This is a genomic window from Phytobacter diazotrophicus (assembly GCF_052061655.1).
GTDB classification, from domain to species: domain Bacteria; phylum Pseudomonadota; class Gammaproteobacteria; order Enterobacterales; family Enterobacteriaceae; genus Phytobacter; species Phytobacter diazotrophicus.
This window is the reverse complement of sequence record NZ_CM125428.1, coordinates 2,380,248-2,395,093: the sequence shown is the minus strand read 5'-3', so window position 1 is coordinate 2,395,093 and position 14,846 is coordinate 2,380,248. Positions and strand designations below refer to the sequence as shown.

Annotated in this window: 16 protein-coding genes; 10 read left to right on the top strand and 6 right to left on the bottom strand. The window is 52.7% G+C overall.

The features are described from left to right. Nucleotides 1–58: 58 nt before the first annotated feature. Both gloA and rnt read left to right on the top strand, forming a co-directional pair. A complete protein-coding gene (gene gloA, locus ACS0RQ_RS11740; RefSeq protein ID WP_041851559.1) occupies nucleotides 59–466 on the top strand; it encodes a lactoylglutathione lyase in 408 nt (135 codons plus the stop codon). 92 nt (nucleotides 467–558) lie between these two features. After that, complete coding sequence (rnt, locus tag ACS0RQ_RS11735; protein WP_041851560.1) at nucleotides 559–1,209, top strand: ribonuclease T; 651 nt, start codon at nucleotides 559–561, stop codon at nucleotides 1,207–1,209. Between the two features lie 37 nt (nucleotides 1,210–1,246). Here rnt and grxD read toward each other — a convergent pair whose 3' ends face one another. Next, nucleotides 1,247–1,594, bottom strand: coding sequence for a monothiol glutaredoxin 4 (grxD, locus tag ACS0RQ_RS11730; protein ID WP_041851561.1), 348 nt, complete (start codon nucleotides 1,592–1,594; stop codon nucleotides 1,247–1,249). 341 nt (nucleotides 1,595–1,935) lie between these two features. Here grxD and ACS0RQ_RS11725 point away from each other — a divergent pair, with 341 nt between their 5' ends. Both ACS0RQ_RS11725 and sodB read left to right on the top strand, forming a co-directional pair. Further along, nucleotides 1,936–2,772 (top strand): C40 family peptidase, encoded by an 837-nt coding sequence (locus ACS0RQ_RS11725; RefSeq protein WP_041851562.1) that lies wholly within the window; start codon nucleotides 1,936–1,938, stop codon nucleotides 2,770–2,772. 120 nt (nucleotides 2,773–2,892) lie between these two features. Next, nucleotides 2,893–3,474 carry a superoxide dismutase [Fe] gene (gene sodB / locus ACS0RQ_RS11720; RefSeq protein WP_271848945.1) on the top strand — a complete coding sequence of 194 codons (582 nt, stop codon included), beginning with the start codon at nucleotides 2,893–2,895 and terminating at the stop codon, nucleotides 3,472–3,474. Between the two features lie 28 nt (nucleotides 3,475–3,502). Here the strand turns inward: sodB and ACS0RQ_RS11715 are convergent, their stop codons facing one another. After that, nucleotides 3,503–4,672 carry an MFS transporter gene (locus ACS0RQ_RS11715; RefSeq protein ID WP_271848946.1) on the bottom strand — a complete coding sequence of 390 codons (1,170 nt, stop codon included), beginning with the start codon at nucleotides 4,670–4,672 and terminating at the stop codon, nucleotides 3,503–3,505. 166 nt (nucleotides 4,673–4,838) lie between these two features. Then, complete coding sequence (cydH, locus tag ACS0RQ_RS11710; RefSeq protein WP_193793635.1) at nucleotides 4,839–4,928, bottom strand: cytochrome bd-I oxidase subunit CydH; 90 nt, start codon at nucleotides 4,926–4,928, stop codon at nucleotides 4,839–4,841. A 298-nt stretch (nucleotides 4,929–5,226) separates the two neighbouring features. Between cydH and purR the strand changes: the two genes are divergently transcribed. Then, nucleotides 5,227–6,252: an HTH-type transcriptional repressor PurR gene (gene purR, locus ACS0RQ_RS11705; RefSeq protein WP_041851565.1), complete on the top strand. Its 1,026-nt coding sequence runs from the start codon at nucleotides 5,227–5,229 to the stop codon at nucleotides 6,250–6,252. Nucleotides 6,253–6,268: 16 nt separating this feature from the next. Here purR and punR read toward each other — a convergent pair whose 3' ends face one another. Next, nucleotides 6,269–7,180: a DNA-binding transcriptional activator PunR gene (gene punR, locus ACS0RQ_RS11700; RefSeq protein ID WP_079498094.1), complete on the bottom strand. Its 912-nt coding sequence runs from the start codon at nucleotides 7,178–7,180 to the stop codon at nucleotides 6,269–6,271. A 113-nt stretch (nucleotides 7,181–7,293) separates the two neighbouring features. Here punR and punC point away from each other — a divergent pair, with 113 nt between their 5' ends. Together punC and cfa are read left to right on the top strand one after the other, a co-directional pair. Next, nucleotides 7,294–8,493, top strand: a complete 1,200-nt coding sequence (gene punC / locus ACS0RQ_RS11695; RefSeq protein ID WP_271848947.1) for a purine nucleoside transporter PunC — start codon at nucleotides 7,294–7,296, stop codon at nucleotides 8,491–8,493. 301 nt (nucleotides 8,494–8,794) lie between these two features. Continuing rightward, nucleotides 8,795–9,943 (top strand): cyclopropane fatty acyl phospholipid synthase, encoded by a 1,149-nt coding sequence (gene cfa, locus ACS0RQ_RS11690; protein WP_271848948.1) that lies wholly within the window; start codon nucleotides 8,795–8,797, stop codon nucleotides 9,941–9,943. Between the two features lie 142 nt (nucleotides 9,944–10,085). Here cfa and ACS0RQ_RS11685 read toward each other — a convergent pair whose 3' ends face one another. Further along, nucleotides 10,086–10,727, bottom strand: coding sequence for a riboflavin synthase subunit alpha (locus ACS0RQ_RS11685; protein ID WP_271848949.1), 642 nt, complete (start codon nucleotides 10,725–10,727; stop codon nucleotides 10,086–10,088). 129 nt (nucleotides 10,728–10,856) lie between these two features. After that, nucleotides 10,857–11,465, bottom strand: coding sequence for a class I SAM-dependent DNA methyltransferase (locus ACS0RQ_RS11680; RefSeq protein ID WP_271848950.1), 609 nt, complete (start codon nucleotides 11,463–11,465; stop codon nucleotides 10,857–10,859). 482 nt (nucleotides 11,466–11,947) lie between these two features. On the opposite strand from ACS0RQ_RS11680, the gene mdtK reads away from it, so the two are divergent. From mdtK to ACS0RQ_RS11665, 3 genes are all read left to right on the top strand, one after another. Beyond that, nucleotides 11,948–13,321, top strand: coding sequence for an MdtK family multidrug efflux MATE transporter (gene mdtK / locus ACS0RQ_RS11675; RefSeq protein WP_271848951.1), 1,374 nt, complete (start codon nucleotides 11,948–11,950; stop codon nucleotides 13,319–13,321). 118 nt (nucleotides 13,322–13,439) lie between these two features. Beyond that, nucleotides 13,440–13,724 (top strand): hypothetical protein, encoded by a 285-nt coding sequence (locus tag ACS0RQ_RS11670; protein WP_271848952.1) that lies wholly within the window; start codon nucleotides 13,440–13,442, stop codon nucleotides 13,722–13,724. A gap of 149 nt (nucleotides 13,725–13,873) precedes the next feature. Beyond that, entirely contained in the window at nucleotides 13,874–14,815 is a 942-nt protein-coding gene (locus tag ACS0RQ_RS11665) for a 2-hydroxyacid dehydrogenase (RefSeq protein ID WP_271848953.1), read from the top strand. Nucleotides 14,816–14,846: the final 31 nt, after the last annotated feature.

The window sequence follows — 14,846 nt, the reverse complement described above, 5'->3', positions numbered from 1 at the left end:
CGCCGCTATACTAAAACTCTGTTTCGAATGACAATTCATTGACGCTTAAGAGGACATTATGCGCTTACTTCACACCATGCTGCGCGTTGGCGACCTGCAACGCTCCATCGATTTCTACACCAAAGTGCTGGGCATGCAGTTGCTGCGAACCAGTGAAAACCCGGAATACAAATACTCACTGGCCTTTGTGGGTTATGGTCCGGAAACAGAAACGGCAGTTATCGAACTGACCTATAACTGGGGCGTAGATAAATATGACCTGGGCAGCGCTTACGGTCATATCGCGCTGGAAGTGGATAATGCGGCAGAAGCCTGTGAGCGTATTCGTCAAAATGGCGGCAACGTAACGCGTGAAGCAGGTCCGGTAAAAGGCGGCACCACCGTTATCGCTTTTATTGAAGATCCGGACGGCTATAAAGTCGAACTGATTGAAGCCAAAGACGCGGGACGCGGTTTGGGCAATTAATGCTTTACGGGCGCCTCTGGCGCCCGCTGTTTTACATCCCTTCGCAAAATTTGCCATAATGCGCTGCCATTTTCCCTTAGCAAGAGACTCCAATGTCCGATAACGCCCAACTTACCGGTCTGTGCGACCGTTTTCGCGGTTTTTACCCTGTCGTGATTGATGTTGAAACCGCCGGGTTTAACGCCAAAACCGATGCACTGCTGGAGGTCGCTGCCATCACGCTGAAAATGGACGACCAGGGTTGGTTAATGCCTGACAGCACCCTGCATTTTCATGTTGAACCGTTTGAGGGAGCGAACCTGCAGCCGGAAGCGCTGGCATTTAACGGTATCGACCCGAATAACCCGCTGCGGGGTGCCGTGAGCGAGCACGACGCGCTCCACGCTATTTTCAAGATGGTGCGTAAAGGTATTAAAGATCAGAACTGTAATCGCGCCATTATGGTGGCTCACAACGCCACCTTCGACCACAGCTTTATGATGGCTGCCGCTGAGCGTGCATCCCTTAAGCGTAATCCGTTCCATCCGTTCGTCACTTTTGATACCGCATCGTTGAGCGGGCTGGCGCTGGGGCAAACGGTGCTTTCAAAAGCCTGCGCCACCGCCGGCATTAATTTTGACGCAACCCAGGCGCACTCCGCGCTGTACGACACTGAGCAGACTGCGCTGCTGTTTTGCGAGATAGTTAACCGCTGGAAACGGCTGGGCGGCTGGCCGCTACCCATCGCAGATAGCGAGGCATAAAAAAAGCGACCCGAAGGTCGCTTTTTTATTGCGATGATTATTCCGCGTCCGGCTCTTCGGATTTGTACTTCGCCGCTGTCTCTTTGATCAGCTGCTGCAATTCGCCGCGCTGGTACATTTCGATTACGATGTCGCACCCGCCAACCAGCTCGCCATCAACCCACAGTTGCGGGAAGGTCGGCCAGTTTGCATATTTCGGCAGCTCGGCGCGAATGTCCGGGTTTTGCAGAATATCAACGTAAGCAAAACGTTCGCCACAGGCGGAGAGCGCTTGCACTGCCTGTGCGGAAAAGCCGCAGCTTGGCAGCTTCGGAGAACCTTTCATATACAGGAGAATCGGGTTTTCAGCGATCTGGCGCTGGATTTTTTCAAGGGTAGAGCTCATTGTCTTGCTTCCTTCAACTTCTTTTCGGCAGATAGTCGTCATTGTAACGGTTAAGGTGCGTAACCGAAAATAACATTTTGTTCACCACTCATTATTTTATCGTCTGTCGCGATAAGTTGCTTTTAAAATATCACTTATCTTACGTTTCACCGCACGTCAATAGTTCAACATTTGAGCTTCTTCCAGAGTCAATTGGTGATTTTTTTTGCGCTTGCTAACGAAACACAGTTTTAGATGCAAAAACCCTATTAACTTTTGTGCTTTTTTTAGATTAGAATCGACGCGGTTCTAAATCATACGCAAGCATTATTGAATGCCTGCACTTATCAGGGGATTGCTCAGTGGCGCGAATTCATACAGCTTCGATCACGCTCTGTGCTTTGTTGTTCACCACGTTGACTTTCACGCCATTAGCGAATGCTTCCGAGCAGACGCGAGGTTCGGCCGTGCATAAGACAACGCATCTGGCGAAAGCATCCGAGAGTAAGAAAAAAACCACCACAGAAAAAACATCAAAGAAAAGCAGTCGCACCGAAACAAAAACAACGGCTAAAGCCGGAAATAAAAAAGTGGCAGTGACGAAAAAATCGTCAACCAGCAGCAAAAACACCACCAGTAAGAATTCCTCCCGTCACAGCAAAACCAGCACGAAACCCATCGCCGCTACCGCTATGACGGAAAAATGCACAAAGCGTAAAGGTCATAAACCGCACTGTGTAAAAGTGAAAAACAGTAAACTTGTTGCGCTTTCCGATGCGCACAAAGTCCGCATCCAAAAAGTACAGAAAACTGCCATGTCCAAACTGATGAATCAGATTGGCAAACCTTACCATTGGGGCGGCACCTCCCCTATGACCGGCTTTGATTGCAGTGGTCTGGTCTATTACGCCTATAAAGATCTGGTGAAATTCCGCATTCCTCGCACCGCGAACGAAATGTATCACCTGCGTGATGCCTCTCCGGTCAACGTTGCGGAACTGGAAAGCGGCGATCTGGTGTTCTTCCGTACACAAGGTCGTGGTACCGCCGACCACGTGGGTGTGTATGTCGGCAACGGCAAATTCATTCAGTCACCACGCAGCGGCCAGGATATTCAGATTACCTCATTAAGCGAAGATTACTGGCAGCGTCATTATGTGGGTGCCCGCAGAGTGGTTACGCCAAAAACCATCCGCTAATCTCGTACCTGCTGCTAATGCGGCAGGTAACTCTCTCTTTTTTCTCCCCTTTCGATTTGCTACCCTATCCTTACACTCAATAAGGTTATTGAGTGCATTACAACAATAAGGAGTGAAGCAATGTCGTTCGAATTACCTGCATTACCGTATGCAAAAGACGCCCTGGCTCCGCACATTTCTGCGGAAACACTGGAGTACCATCACGGCAAACATCATCAGGCTTATGTCACCAACCTGAACAACCTGATTAAAGGCAGCCCACTGGAAGGCAAAACGCTGGAAGAGATTATTCGTAGCTCTGAGGGCGGCGTGTTTAACAATGCAGCCCAGGTCTGGAACCACACCTTCTACTGGCATTGTCTGGCCCCGAACGCAGGCGGTGAACCTACCGGTGCTGTGGCGGCTGCGATTACCGAAGCCTTTGGCAGCTTTGCTGAGTTTAAAGCGAAATTCACGGATGCCGCAGTGAAGAACTTTGGTTCAGGCTGGACGTGGCTTGTGAAAAACGCCGATGGCAAACTGGCCATTGTTTCGACATCAAACGCCGGAACACCGCTGACCACCGACGCCACGCCGCTGCTGACTGTGGATGTGTGGGAACACGCTTACTACATTGACTATCGTAACGCCCGTCCAAACTATCTGGAGCATTTCTGGACGCTGGTCAACTGGGAGTTTGTCGCGAAGAACCTCGCCGCGTAATCATCAGGAGGGGAAACCCTCCTGTTTTTTACTCTGCTGCTGTGCAGGTGCGTTCTGTGCTGGCTCTGCCGGAAAACAGCACCAACAGTAACGCCATCCCTGCAATAATCGCCCCTGTAACCGGCACAACGGTATACCCCAGACCACCCGAAATCACCGCACCCCCTGCCGCTGCCCCCAGCGCATTACCCAGGTTAAACGCGCCAATATTGACTGACGACGACAATCCGGGCGCTTCATGTGCCACACGCATAACACGCATCTGCAACGGAGGCACTACCGCAAAGGTTGCCGCGCCCCAGATAACCATGCTGATTGCCGCACCGATCTCACTGCGCGCCAGCCAGGGGATCGCAACCATAATCACGATCAATAACAGCAAGAAGCCTTTCAGGGTCGCTGTGACCGAGCGGTCAGCCAGCTTGCCGCCAAGGTAGTTGCCGATGGAGAATCCAACGCCCACCAGCACCAGCATCACGGTGATAAAGGCCGGGGTGGCATCGGTAATACGGTGCAGGACCGGTGAAATGTAGGTGTAGAGCGTGAACATCGCCCCTGCCCCCAGTACCGTCGTCAGTAACGCGGAAACCACCTGAGGTCGCATTAAGACCGCCAGCTCTTTGCGCACATCAGGACGTTCGCCGGCACTGCCTTTCGGCAAGGAAAAATAGAGACTGATCATGGCGATAACCCCCAGCCCCGCCGTAGCAAGGAACGACATGCGCCAGCCAATCGCCCCGCCCAGCCAGGTTGCTGCGGGCACACCGCCAATATTGGCGATAGTCAGCCCCATAAACATGGTCGCCACTGCGCTTGCCTGTTTTTCTTTTGCCACCACGCTTGCAGCCACCACAGAACCCAACCCAAAGAAAGCGCCATGGTTAAGACTTGTGATAATGCGGGAGAGCATCAGTGTTGTGTAATCCGGTGAAAGTGCCGAGAGCACATTGCCGAGGGTAAAAATCGCCATCAGGAATACCAGCGCATTACGTCGCGCCCGGTGTGAAAGCAGCAACGTCATTAACGGTGCTCCAACCATCACGCCAATGGCATAAGCGCTAATAAGCATACCCGCCGCCGGGATCGAGACATCCACGCCCTGGGCGATAACAGGGAGTAACCCCATGGGGGAAAATTCGGTCGTACCGATGCCGAAAGCGCCAATCGCCAGGGCAAGCAGTGGGAAATTAATCTTCATAAATAGACTCCGGAATTGCCGTGTCGACACGCGACACCGTCACAGAAGTCAAAAGTATGACATTAATCACAAAAAACAGAAGTTAGCGAAATGGGAAAAGACTATTGCTAATTTGATGACAATCGAGGGGTGAAACGAGGGAGAGAAGCCTCTCCCTCGGGATAAATCAATGCAGTGCGGCAGTCAGCCCGGCAGCAACAATCAGGGCAAGTACAATCACGGTAGTCATTAAAGAAAACTTCAGGTCGGTGCTCATCAATTTTTCTCCTTATTAATTTCCACACAAAAAGTGATGTAACGCATTTTTGCACAAATAAACGTAAAAATCTTGCAGGATTTAGGGTGATACACGTTTTAGCACTTCCCCTTTTGGTCAAGATCAGACAAAATTCGACGCTAAATTTATTAGCGTACCGGCCATTGACTCCCCTCCTGACGTCCAGTGTCTTTTTCCCGGCGTATTGCAATCCCTTCTATGGGTACAGGGTGATGGAAGGCAAACGTTTACCTTATGTATTATCAGGAGTTTACGATATGGTCTGGAGTAAGATCTGATGGCAACGATTAAAGACGTAGCGAAGCGAGCAAACGTTTCCACCACAACCGTATCACACGTAATTAACAAGACGCGTTTCGTTGCAGAAGAGACGCGTAACGCCGTCTGGGCGGCGATTAAAGAATTACATTACTCCCCCAGCGCGGTTGCCCGCAGCCTGAAAGTCAATCACACCAAATCTATTGGCTTGCTGGCGACCAGTAGCGAGGCGGCTTATTTCGCTGAGATCATCGAGGCGGTTGAGAAAAATTGTTTCCAGAAAGGCTATACCCTTATTCTCGGTAACGCCTGGAATAACCTGGAAAAACAGCGCGCCTATCTGTCCATGATGGCGCAAAAACGTGTGGATGGCCTGCTGGTCATGTGTTCTGAATATCCGGAATCGTTACTCAGTATGCTGGAAGAGTATCGCCACATTCCCATGGTGGTCATGGACTGGGGCGAAGCAAAAGCCGATTTTACCGATACAGTCATCGATAATGCCTTTGCCGGCGGCTATATGGCTGGCCGTTACCTGATTGAACGCGGCCATCGCGAAATTGGCGTTATCCCAGGCCCCCTTGAGCGCAATACGGGCGCAGGCCGCCTGAGCGGGTTTATGAAAGCGATGGAAGAGGCCCATATCACCGTGCCGGAAAACTGGATCGTGCAGGGTGACTTTGAGCCGGAGTCCGGCTATCGCGCCATGCAACAGATCCTGACCCAGTCCTCTCGCCCGACCGCGGTGTTCTGCGGCGGCGATATTATGGCAATGGGCGCGTTGTGTGCGGCAGACGAAATGGGCCTGCGCGTGCCGCAGGATATTTCGGTGATCGGTTATGATAACGTGCGTAATTCGCGTTTCTTTACCCCTTCACTAACGACCATTCACCAGCCGAAAGACTCGCTGGGGGAAACCGCGTTTAACATGCTGCTTGACCGTATCGTGAACAAACGTGAAGAGTCACAGTCGATTGAAGTGCATCCGCGCCTGATTGAACGCCGCTCGGTTGCCGATGGTCCGTTCCGCGACTATCGCCGTTAATCCTGCCGGGAGCAGCTCACTCCTGCTCCCGCAGCCATTCCCTGTTCAGCGTTTCGCTGTCGCCCAGATAACTCAGTAACCAACTCAGCGCCGGTGAGGCATCATTCTGCTGCCAGGTCAGACAACAGGCGGCGTCCGGAAAGGGGTTTTCCAGTGCCAGCGCAACCCACTCACCGCGATCGATCCACGGGCGGGCGAAATGCGCAGGCACCATCCCAATACACAGTCCGGCTGACAAACAGGCCGCAGATGACTCCCAGTCCGGGGCGACAACCCGTTTCTGATTATCCAAAAGCCAGGTGATGCGTTTAGGCAGCGAGCGGGAAGTATCTTCGCGTACCAGTGAGGGCCAGTTGCGCAACGTATCATCACTGAGCGGTGATACCATTGTCGCCAGCGGATGATGGCGGGCAACCACGCATTTCCAGCTCAGCATGCCCATATCGCGGAAGGTATATCGGCCACCGACCGGAATCGCCTGGGTCGCACCGATAGCCAGTTCGACACGCCCGTCGGCCAGCGCATCCCACACGCCGTTAAACACCTCCTGGGAGACCAGCAGTTCGACATCGCTAAAATGGCGATAGAAATCGACAATCATCTGGCGCGTACGTTCCGGTTTGACGATGTTATCGACCGCGATAGATAACTGCCCCCGCCAGCCGTTGGCGATTTGCTGGCATTGTTGACGGGTGATCTGCATTTTTTTGATAACAGAACGCCCCTCTTTCAAAAACCACACGCCAGCCGGCGTCAACTCCACATCCCGGTGACGACGTTCAAACAACGGCACCGCCAGCCACTCTTCAAGCTGACGCACGGTATAGCTGACCGCAGAAGGCACGCGATGTAACTCCTGTGCCGCACCGCTAAAGCTGCCGTTTCGCGCCACGGCATCAACCACTTCGAGAGAATATTCTGACCACATAATCTGCCTGCAAAAATTTTGAAACCAATGTGCAAATATTAGCGTTTCACAAGCCGACTTGCACTCCTTAGACTCTGGAGCCCTGTTAACCTGCCATAAAAAAGAGATCTGCCATGCAACCTGGAAAAGGATTTTTAGTCTGGCTCGCGGGCTTAAGCGTACTGGGCTTTCTGGCCACCGATATGTACCTGCCAGCGTTCGCCGATATTCAGCAAGATTTAAATACCTCTGCCGCAGCGGTCAGCGCGACGCTGAGCCTTTTCCTTGCGGGCTTTGCCGTTGCTCAACTGGTCTGGGGGCCGCTGTCGGATCGCTATGGCCGTAAACCCATTTTGCTAAGCGGCCTGGCCATTTTCGCCGTCGGCTGCCTTGGTATGTTGTGGGTTCAGGATGCTGTCTGGTTGCTGGTGTTGCGTTTTGTCCAGGCGGTCGGGGTCTGTGCTGCTGCCGTGACCTGGCAGGCGCTGGTGACAGATCACTATCCGGCGCAGCGTACAAACCGTATTTTTGCCACCATCATGCCGCTGGTAGGGTTATCGCCTGCCCTTGCGCCGCTGCTTGGTAGCTGGATTCTGGCGCACTTCTCCTGGCAGGCCATCTTCGCCACATTGTTTTTCATCACCGTCATATTGATGCTTCCGGCACTGCGTCTGCGCCCTGGCGCGCAGAAACCGGCAACAACCGCTCAGCCGCTGACCTTCGCCGCGCTGTTGCGTGATAAAGCCTATCGTGGCAACGTGCTGATTTATGCCGCCTGCTCAGCCAGCTTTTTTGCCTGGCTTACCGGTTCACCGTTTATTCTTCATGAAATGGGCTACGGCCCGGCGATTATCGGCCTGAGTTATGTGCCGCAAACTATCGCCTTTCTGGTCGGGGGCTACGGCTGTCGCGCCGCATTGCAGAAATGGTCTGGTGCCCGTTTATTACCGTGGTTGCTGCTGGCCTTCGCATTGAGCGTTGCGGCAACCTGGGGCGTGGGGTTAATGCCTGGCGCCTCTCTGACCGCCCTGCTGATCCCTTTCTGTCTGATGGCGATGGCAAATGGCGCAATCTATCCGATTGTCGTAGCTCAGGCGTTGCGCCCCTTCCCGCAGGCTACCGGACGGGCTGCCGCCTTGCAGAATACACTGCAACTGGGGCTGTGTTTTATCGCAAGCCTGGTGGTATCGGCTCTGATTACCCATCCGCTGCTCGCCACCACCAGCGTGATGCTATCAACGGTCATTCTGGTCGCTTTTGGCTACCGAATGCAGCGCCAGGAAAGTGAGAGTTTTCATGCGGATGAAGCCAGTGAGTCGTCCTCGCACGCGTAATTTCATGAGCGACTATGTTACAGTCTAGTGATTAGCTTGCTAACAGTTTTCTGTTGTATCAGCGGATTTTGAGGCCTATACTCTTTTCCGGCTAGTTACAAATACGATAAATATTAGGTATTAACGGGAGCCGGAGTGCTCCCGTTTGTCCATGGAAGGCCTTTCTGGCAAGGGTCATCTCCCTTCCTCTGTTCTACGTCGGATATCAGCCTCACGGCGCAAACCGTGAGATTTCTCACATACCTCAAAAAGCGTCTACGCTCTTTTAAGGTTCTGATCACTTGCTGGTGGTGGAGAAGTTATGAGTTCATCGTGTATAGAAGAGGTTAGCGTACGGGATGATAACTGGTTCCGTATCGCAAACGAGTTGCTGAGCCGCGCCGGTATCCAGGTTAATGGACCGTCGGCATCTGATATTCAGGTTAAAAACCCTGATTTTTTTAAACGTGTTTTGCAGGAGGGGTCGCTCGGACTGGGAGAAAGTTATATGGACGGCTGGTGGGAATGTGACCGGCTGGATGTGTTTTTTACGAAAGTCTTGCGTGCCGGGTTGGAAAAACAGCTTCCGCGCCATTTGAAAGATACCCTTCGTATCGCCGGGGCAAGATTATTTAATCTGCAATCCAAAAAACGCGCATGGATCGTCGGGAAAGAGCATTACGACCTGGGTAACGATCTTTTTACCCGCATGCTGGACCCGCAGATGCAATACTCTTGCGCCTACTGGAAAGATGCTGAGCACCTTGAAGACGCGCAGATCGCAAAATTACGCCTGATTTGCGAAAAACTTCAGCTCAAGCCAGGGATGCGCGTGCTGGACATTGGCTGCGGTTGGGGCGGTCTGGCGCAATTTATGGCGCAAAACTACGCGGTCAGCGTCGTGGGTGTCACTATTTCTGCCGAGCAACAAAAACACGCGCAACAGCGTTGTCTGGGGCTGGATGTCGATATTCGCCTGCAGGATTATCGCGATCTGAATGATCAGTTCGACCGCATCGTCTCTGTCGGTATGTTCGAACATGTCGGACCTAAAAATTACGACACCTACTTTACCGTCGTTGATCGTAACCTCAAACCGGATGGTCTTTTCCTGCTGCATACCATTGGTTCACGGCGAACCGATCATAATGTGGATCCCTGGATTGACCGTTACATCTTCCCCAATGGCTGCCTTCCGTCAGTGCGGCAGATAGCGAATGCCAGTGAGTCCCATTTCGTGATGGAAGACTGGCACAATTTCGGCGCAGACTACGATAAAACCTTAATAGCCTGGTATGAACGATTCCTCGCCAGTTGGCCAGAAATCGCCGATAACTATTCCGAACGGTTTAAACGTATGTTCAGTTACTACCTGAACGCCTGCGCCGGCGCTTTCCGTGCGCGGGATATTCAACTCTGGCAGGTGGTATTCAGCCGGGGTATTGAACACGGACTTCGCGTAGCACGCTAACAGCCCACCCCGCTTTTGCGGGGTTTTTTCTTTCTGTCAGACCGTACAGCTTGTCAACCAACGCCCCGCCCTTTTCTGCTGGCAAAAAAAAGGAGAATACTTTTCATATTCTCCCTTATTAGCTCACTCTTTTTTCGCGGGATTATTCGTCGTTACTGACAACAGCGGCCGCGGCCTCTTTGGCCGCCAGAACGCGTTCAACCGTGTCGACAACCGCCTGCGTTTGCGGATCAATTTCGATGTTCACGCGATGACCCAATTTTTTATTGCCAAGCGTGGTGCGCTGCAACGTTTCCGGGATCAGATGCACGCAGAAACGGCTTGGCGTCACTTCGCCCACCGTCAGGCTGATGCCATCAATCCCAATAAAGCCTTTATAAAGGATGTATTTCATCAGCGCCGGATCCTGTACCTTGAACCAGATCTGACGGTTATTTTCGGAGGTCAGGATTTTAACGATTTCCGCGGTGGTCATAATATGGCCCGACATTAAATGCCCGCCAATTTCATCGCTGAATTTTGCCGCGCGCTCAACGTTTACCGCATCGCCGACCGCCAGCTCACCCAGATTGGTGATGCGCAGCGTCTCTTTCATCAAATCAAAACTGATATGGTTGCCATTAATCTCCGTGACCGTCAGGCAGCAACCGTTGTTTGCCACCGACGCCCCGGTTTCAAGCCCTTCCAGCATATGATCCGGTAGCTCGACGACGTGAGTTCGGAAATTGGGCTTATCATCGATGGACACCAGTTTTGCTGTGCCCTGTACAATACCAGTAAACATGCTAACCACTCCTGTATGTCATTTACGGCACCGCCGTTTTCTAAAACGCACAATAACAGGAGGAAAATCATGTTGCCAGCCTCGCAGGGCGCGATGATGGCAAGGGAGGTATAAAACCACACGATAATATCAATTCACCTTCTTACACAGCCAGATAGAGTGATAACCGCACTCCGGATCCTCAAACTGTACATCGACAACGATGAACCCGTGCTGTGCCAGGATCTTCCGGTATTCCTCGGGTGCGAGGCTCGCGTGATACAGCGGCTCGCCGGCGAATGTCCCCATCGCTGTGCCATTCGACGTACCGCTGGTAAACATTAATGCGCTTCCCGGGTGGCTAAGTGCTGCAAAAAGGGGAAACATGGCGCGTTGATCGTTCTGTGTCAGATGAAAAAAGCTGTCCCAGGCTATCAGACCATCAAAGGTCTCATCCATCGCCAGATGCCGCATGTCCCGATGGATCCAGCGTTGCGTCGGGAAATCCGCCTGCGCCTGTGCAATCATCGCCGCTGAACCGTCCACACCCGTGAGCGTAAAGCCGCTGCTAATAAAATACTCAGCAATGGGTTTTCCGTTTCCGCAGCCTATATCCAGAATATGCCCGCCCGGCCGGAGTAGCTGTATAAATTTGTCGAGCCATTTTTTTTCAAATAGCTGACGAGAGCGCTGCCTGGCGAACTCATCAGCATGCTTTTCGTAGAGCGAAAGTATTTGCTTCGCCGCGTCAGATTCCATGATGTTCAGCCTCTCTTGTTAATGTCAGACACACAGATAAGGGAACTGACGTACAGTACTCCCCTGCCAAAAACAGTGGGACTGATAACGTTCACTTATCGTTAACGTGGCAAAAATGTGCAACAAGCTGTAAGATTTGCCTGTAACTCTGATAATAGAATAAAGAAACAACCGCTTCGCGTTAACATCCCGGCACTAACGGGAGACGACGATACTTTTCGGGCACGCGTTACCGTACCCCGACGCTTTTTCGTGCTGGTTTTCCCCGGCGCCTTTCCTTTATTCACAACCGACCCGATGGGCATGATCGCCTGACTGGTTTACTCAAACTGAAAAGCAGGATGAACAAGGATTTGATCGCAATGCTTAACCCTATGCTGGATTTCTGACCATCCCCGCAGTGTCCCGGACCAGAAGACACATCTATATTTTTAATGAATTAAACATTCATCGCATATAACAACTATACCAAGGTGTTTTCAGTGCAGAAGTACTTTACAGAAGCGCGCCAGCTGCTAGCCCTGGCTATCCCGGTGATCCTCGCGCAGGTCGCCCAAACCGCAATGGGGTTCGTTGATACGGTTATGGCTGGCGGTTACAGCGCCACCGATATGGCCGCAGTCGCCATTGGGACTTCTATCTGGCTGCCCGCCATCCTTTTTGGTCATGGACTGTTGCTGGCACTGACCCCGACGGTGGCACAACTTAACGGCTCCGGTCGTCGCGAGCGTATTGCGCATCAGGTACGTCAGGGCTTCTGGCTGGCCGCTGCGGTGTCGATTCTGATAATGATCGTGTTGTGGAATGCCGGTTATATCATTCACGCCATGCATGACATCGATCCGCAACTGGCGGATAAAGCCGTGGGCTATTTGCGCGCCCTGCTATGGGGAGCGCCGGGCTACCTGTTCTTTCAGGTTGCACGTAATCAGTGCGAGGGGCTGGCGAAAACCAAACCCGGCATGGTGATGGGTTTCCTCGGCCTGCTGGTGAATATTCCCGTTAACTACATCTTTATTTATGGTCATTTCGGCATGCCGGAGCTGGGCGGTGTGGGTTGCGGCGTGGCAACGGCATCGGTCTACTGGGTGATGTTTGTCGCCATGCTCTCGTACGTTAAACGGGCGGGGTCCATGCGTGACATTCGCAATGAAACGCATTCTGGCAAACCGGATCTGAGCGTTCTGAAACGTCTGGTACAGCTTGGTCTGCCTATCGCGCTGGCGCTCTTTTTTGAAGTGACCCTGTTTGCTGTTGTCGCCCTGCTGGTATCGCCGCTGGGCATTGTGGATGTCGCAGGTCATCAGATCGCCCTGAATTTTAGTTCGCTGATGTTCGTGTTGCCGATGTCGCTTGCCGCCGCCGTCACAATCCGTGTCGGCTTTCGCCTGGGGCAAGGGTCCACGCTTGACGCGCAAACAGCCGCACATACCGGTCTTGGCGTGGGGGTGTGCATGGCGGTACTGACCGCTATATTTACCGTTGCGCTGCGTGAACATATCGCGCTGCTTTATAACGACAATCCTGAGGTCGTCACGCTGGCCTCGCAATTGATGCTACTGGCCGGTTTGTACCAGATTTCCGATTCGATTCAGGTTATCGGCAGCGGGATTCTGCGTGGTTATAAAGATACACGTTCTATCTTCTTTATTACGTTTACCGCCTACTGGGTACTGGGTTTACCTGCTGGTTATATACTGGCGTTAACCGACCTGGTGGTTGATCGGATGGGCCCGGCGGGATTCTGGATGGGCTTTATCATTGGGCTAACGTCGGCAGCTATTCTGATGATGCTCAGAATGCGTTTCCTGCAGCGTCAGCCGTCGTCCATCATTTTGCAGCGCGCGGCGCGTTAATATCGACGTAGCCGTCATCGGGCGGCTACGTTTTCTTGCCAGGCGACCGGTTTTCAATGCGCGAAGATATGCAAAACATCCTGGTGAAACGAGAGAGATTCAGCAAAAGGAGTGCCTGATGGCTGGCATTGTTGCGTTAGTTTACTTTGTTGTAGGTTGCGTGGCTTTCACGCGAAAAATCAAGCTTTTTACCATTGCCTCCACCCTGCTTCTGTTTGCCGCCTTGAAGATTATTGCCGTCAGCCAGCCAGTCACACTCGTCTTTATCGCGCTACTGGTCATCGCATTTGCGGTGTTGCTCGTCATGAAAAGTGAACGTGACAATAAAAGCGTCTTTTATTTCTCGCTTCCCTGCTGGCTGCTGATTGGCGCGGTTCTGATTCATCTGTTTTATCTCACCTGATTTTTTGTCACACAATTGCCTTGCGACAGCCCCGGCCGTCGCTTGCTTTTGTGCAGCATGAGGATCATTCTCAGGCTATATATCTCCCGCAGATTCCTGAATGCGTTAACCCTCCCCTTGAAGTCAATTGAGTATACGAAGGCACCGTTATGTCGATCCCTTTACTTGTTACGATTGAACTTGCATCAGAGCACCTTTCCCGGCTTGCCGCTGCGGGCTTTGAAATACACTATGCCCCCACAGCGTCGGACCGCGCGAAGGTTGTAGAACACGACGGCGAGCGCATCCGCGCCGTCCTCACCAACGGTTCAACCGGACTCAATGCCTCCGCGATAACGGCACTCCCGAAACTCGACATCATCTGCGCGCTGGGTGCCGGGTATGAAAATATCGATCTATCGGCTGCAAAAGCGCGAAATATCACCATCACCCATGGACCGGGGACCAATGATACCTCCGTCGCCGATCATGCGATGGCACTGCTGATGGCAATCGCGCGGGGAATTGTTCAATCTGATGCGGCGGCCAGGCGCGGTGAATGGGCAGCGTCCCGGCAATTGCGACCGATGGTCTCCGGCAAGAGATTGGGGATTTTAGGTCTGGGGAATATCGGTGAGCAGATAGCACGCCGCGGTTCTGCCGGTTTTGGTATGTCGGTGGCATATCACAGCCGTACACCGCGTGCCGATTCCGCCTGGCATTATCTCCCGTCGCCTGTCACACTCGCGCAGTGGGCAGACTTTCTGGTGATCGCCACTCCTGGCGGCGCTATGACCAGGCACCTCGTGGATGATACGGTGCTAAATGCGCTTGGGCCGGAGGGTTTTCTCATCAATATCGCCAGAGGCAGCGTGGTCGATACGGCTGCGCTCATTGATGCCCTGAAAAAGGGACGTATTGGCGGTGCCGCACTGGATGTTGTGGAGGGTGAGCCGAACGTCCCTGCAGAGCTAAGCGCACAGGAGAATGTGATTATCACTCCACACATTGCCGGGCGCTCACCTGAGGCGGCAGAAGCCACAATCAAGTTAGTGTTAGATAACCTGCAGGCCTATTTTACAGGTCAACCGGTGCTTACCCCTGTCCGTTAAGCGAAGGGCATGGTGCATTGCGGTTTTTTGC

Excerpts from the sequence above, each read along its gene's own strand:
- gloA (WP_041851559.1), top strand. The coding sequence starts at position 59 with ATGCGCTTACTTCACACCATGCTGCGCGTTGGCGACCTGCAACGCTCC.
- rnt (WP_041851560.1), top strand. The coding sequence starts at position 559 with ATGTCCGATAACGCCCAACTTACCGGTCTGTGCGACCGTTTTCGCGGT.
- grxD (WP_041851561.1), bottom strand. The coding sequence starts at position 1,594 with ATGAGCTCTACCCTTGAAAAAATCCAGCGCCAGATCGCTGAAAACCCG.
- sodB (WP_271848945.1), top strand. The coding sequence starts at position 2,893 with ATGTCGTTCGAATTACCTGCATTACCGTATGCAAAAGACGCCCTGGCT.
- ACS0RQ_RS11715 (WP_271848946.1), bottom strand. The coding sequence starts at position 4,672 with ATGAAGATTAATTTCCCACTGCTTGCCCTGGCGATTGGCGCTTTCGGC.
- cydH (WP_193793635.1), bottom strand. The coding sequence starts at position 4,928 with ATGAGCACCGACCTGAAGTTTTCTTTAATGACTACCGTGATTGTACTT.
- purR (WP_041851565.1), top strand. The coding sequence starts at position 5,227 with ATGGCAACGATTAAAGACGTAGCGAAGCGAGCAAACGTTTCCACCACA.
- punR (WP_079498094.1), bottom strand. The coding sequence starts at position 7,180 with ATGTGGTCAGAATATTCTCTCGAAGTGGTTGATGCCGTGGCGCGAAAC.
- punC (WP_271848947.1), top strand. The coding sequence starts at position 7,294 with ATGCAACCTGGAAAAGGATTTTTAGTCTGGCTCGCGGGCTTAAGCGTA.
- cfa (WP_271848948.1), top strand. The coding sequence starts at position 8,795 with ATGAGTTCATCGTGTATAGAAGAGGTTAGCGTACGGGATGATAACTGG.
- ACS0RQ_RS11685 (WP_271848949.1), bottom strand. The coding sequence starts at position 10,727 with ATGTTTACTGGTATTGTACAGGGCACAGCAAAACTGGTGTCCATCGAT.
- ACS0RQ_RS11680 (WP_271848950.1), bottom strand. The coding sequence starts at position 11,465 with ATGGAATCTGACGCGGCGAAGCAAATACTTTCGCTCTACGAAAAGCAT.
- ACS0RQ_RS11670 (WP_271848952.1), top strand. The coding sequence starts at position 13,440 with ATGGCTGGCATTGTTGCGTTAGTTTACTTTGTTGTAGGTTGCGTGGCT.
- ACS0RQ_RS11665 (WP_271848953.1), top strand. The coding sequence starts at position 13,874 with ATGTCGATCCCTTTACTTGTTACGATTGAACTTGCATCAGAGCACCTT.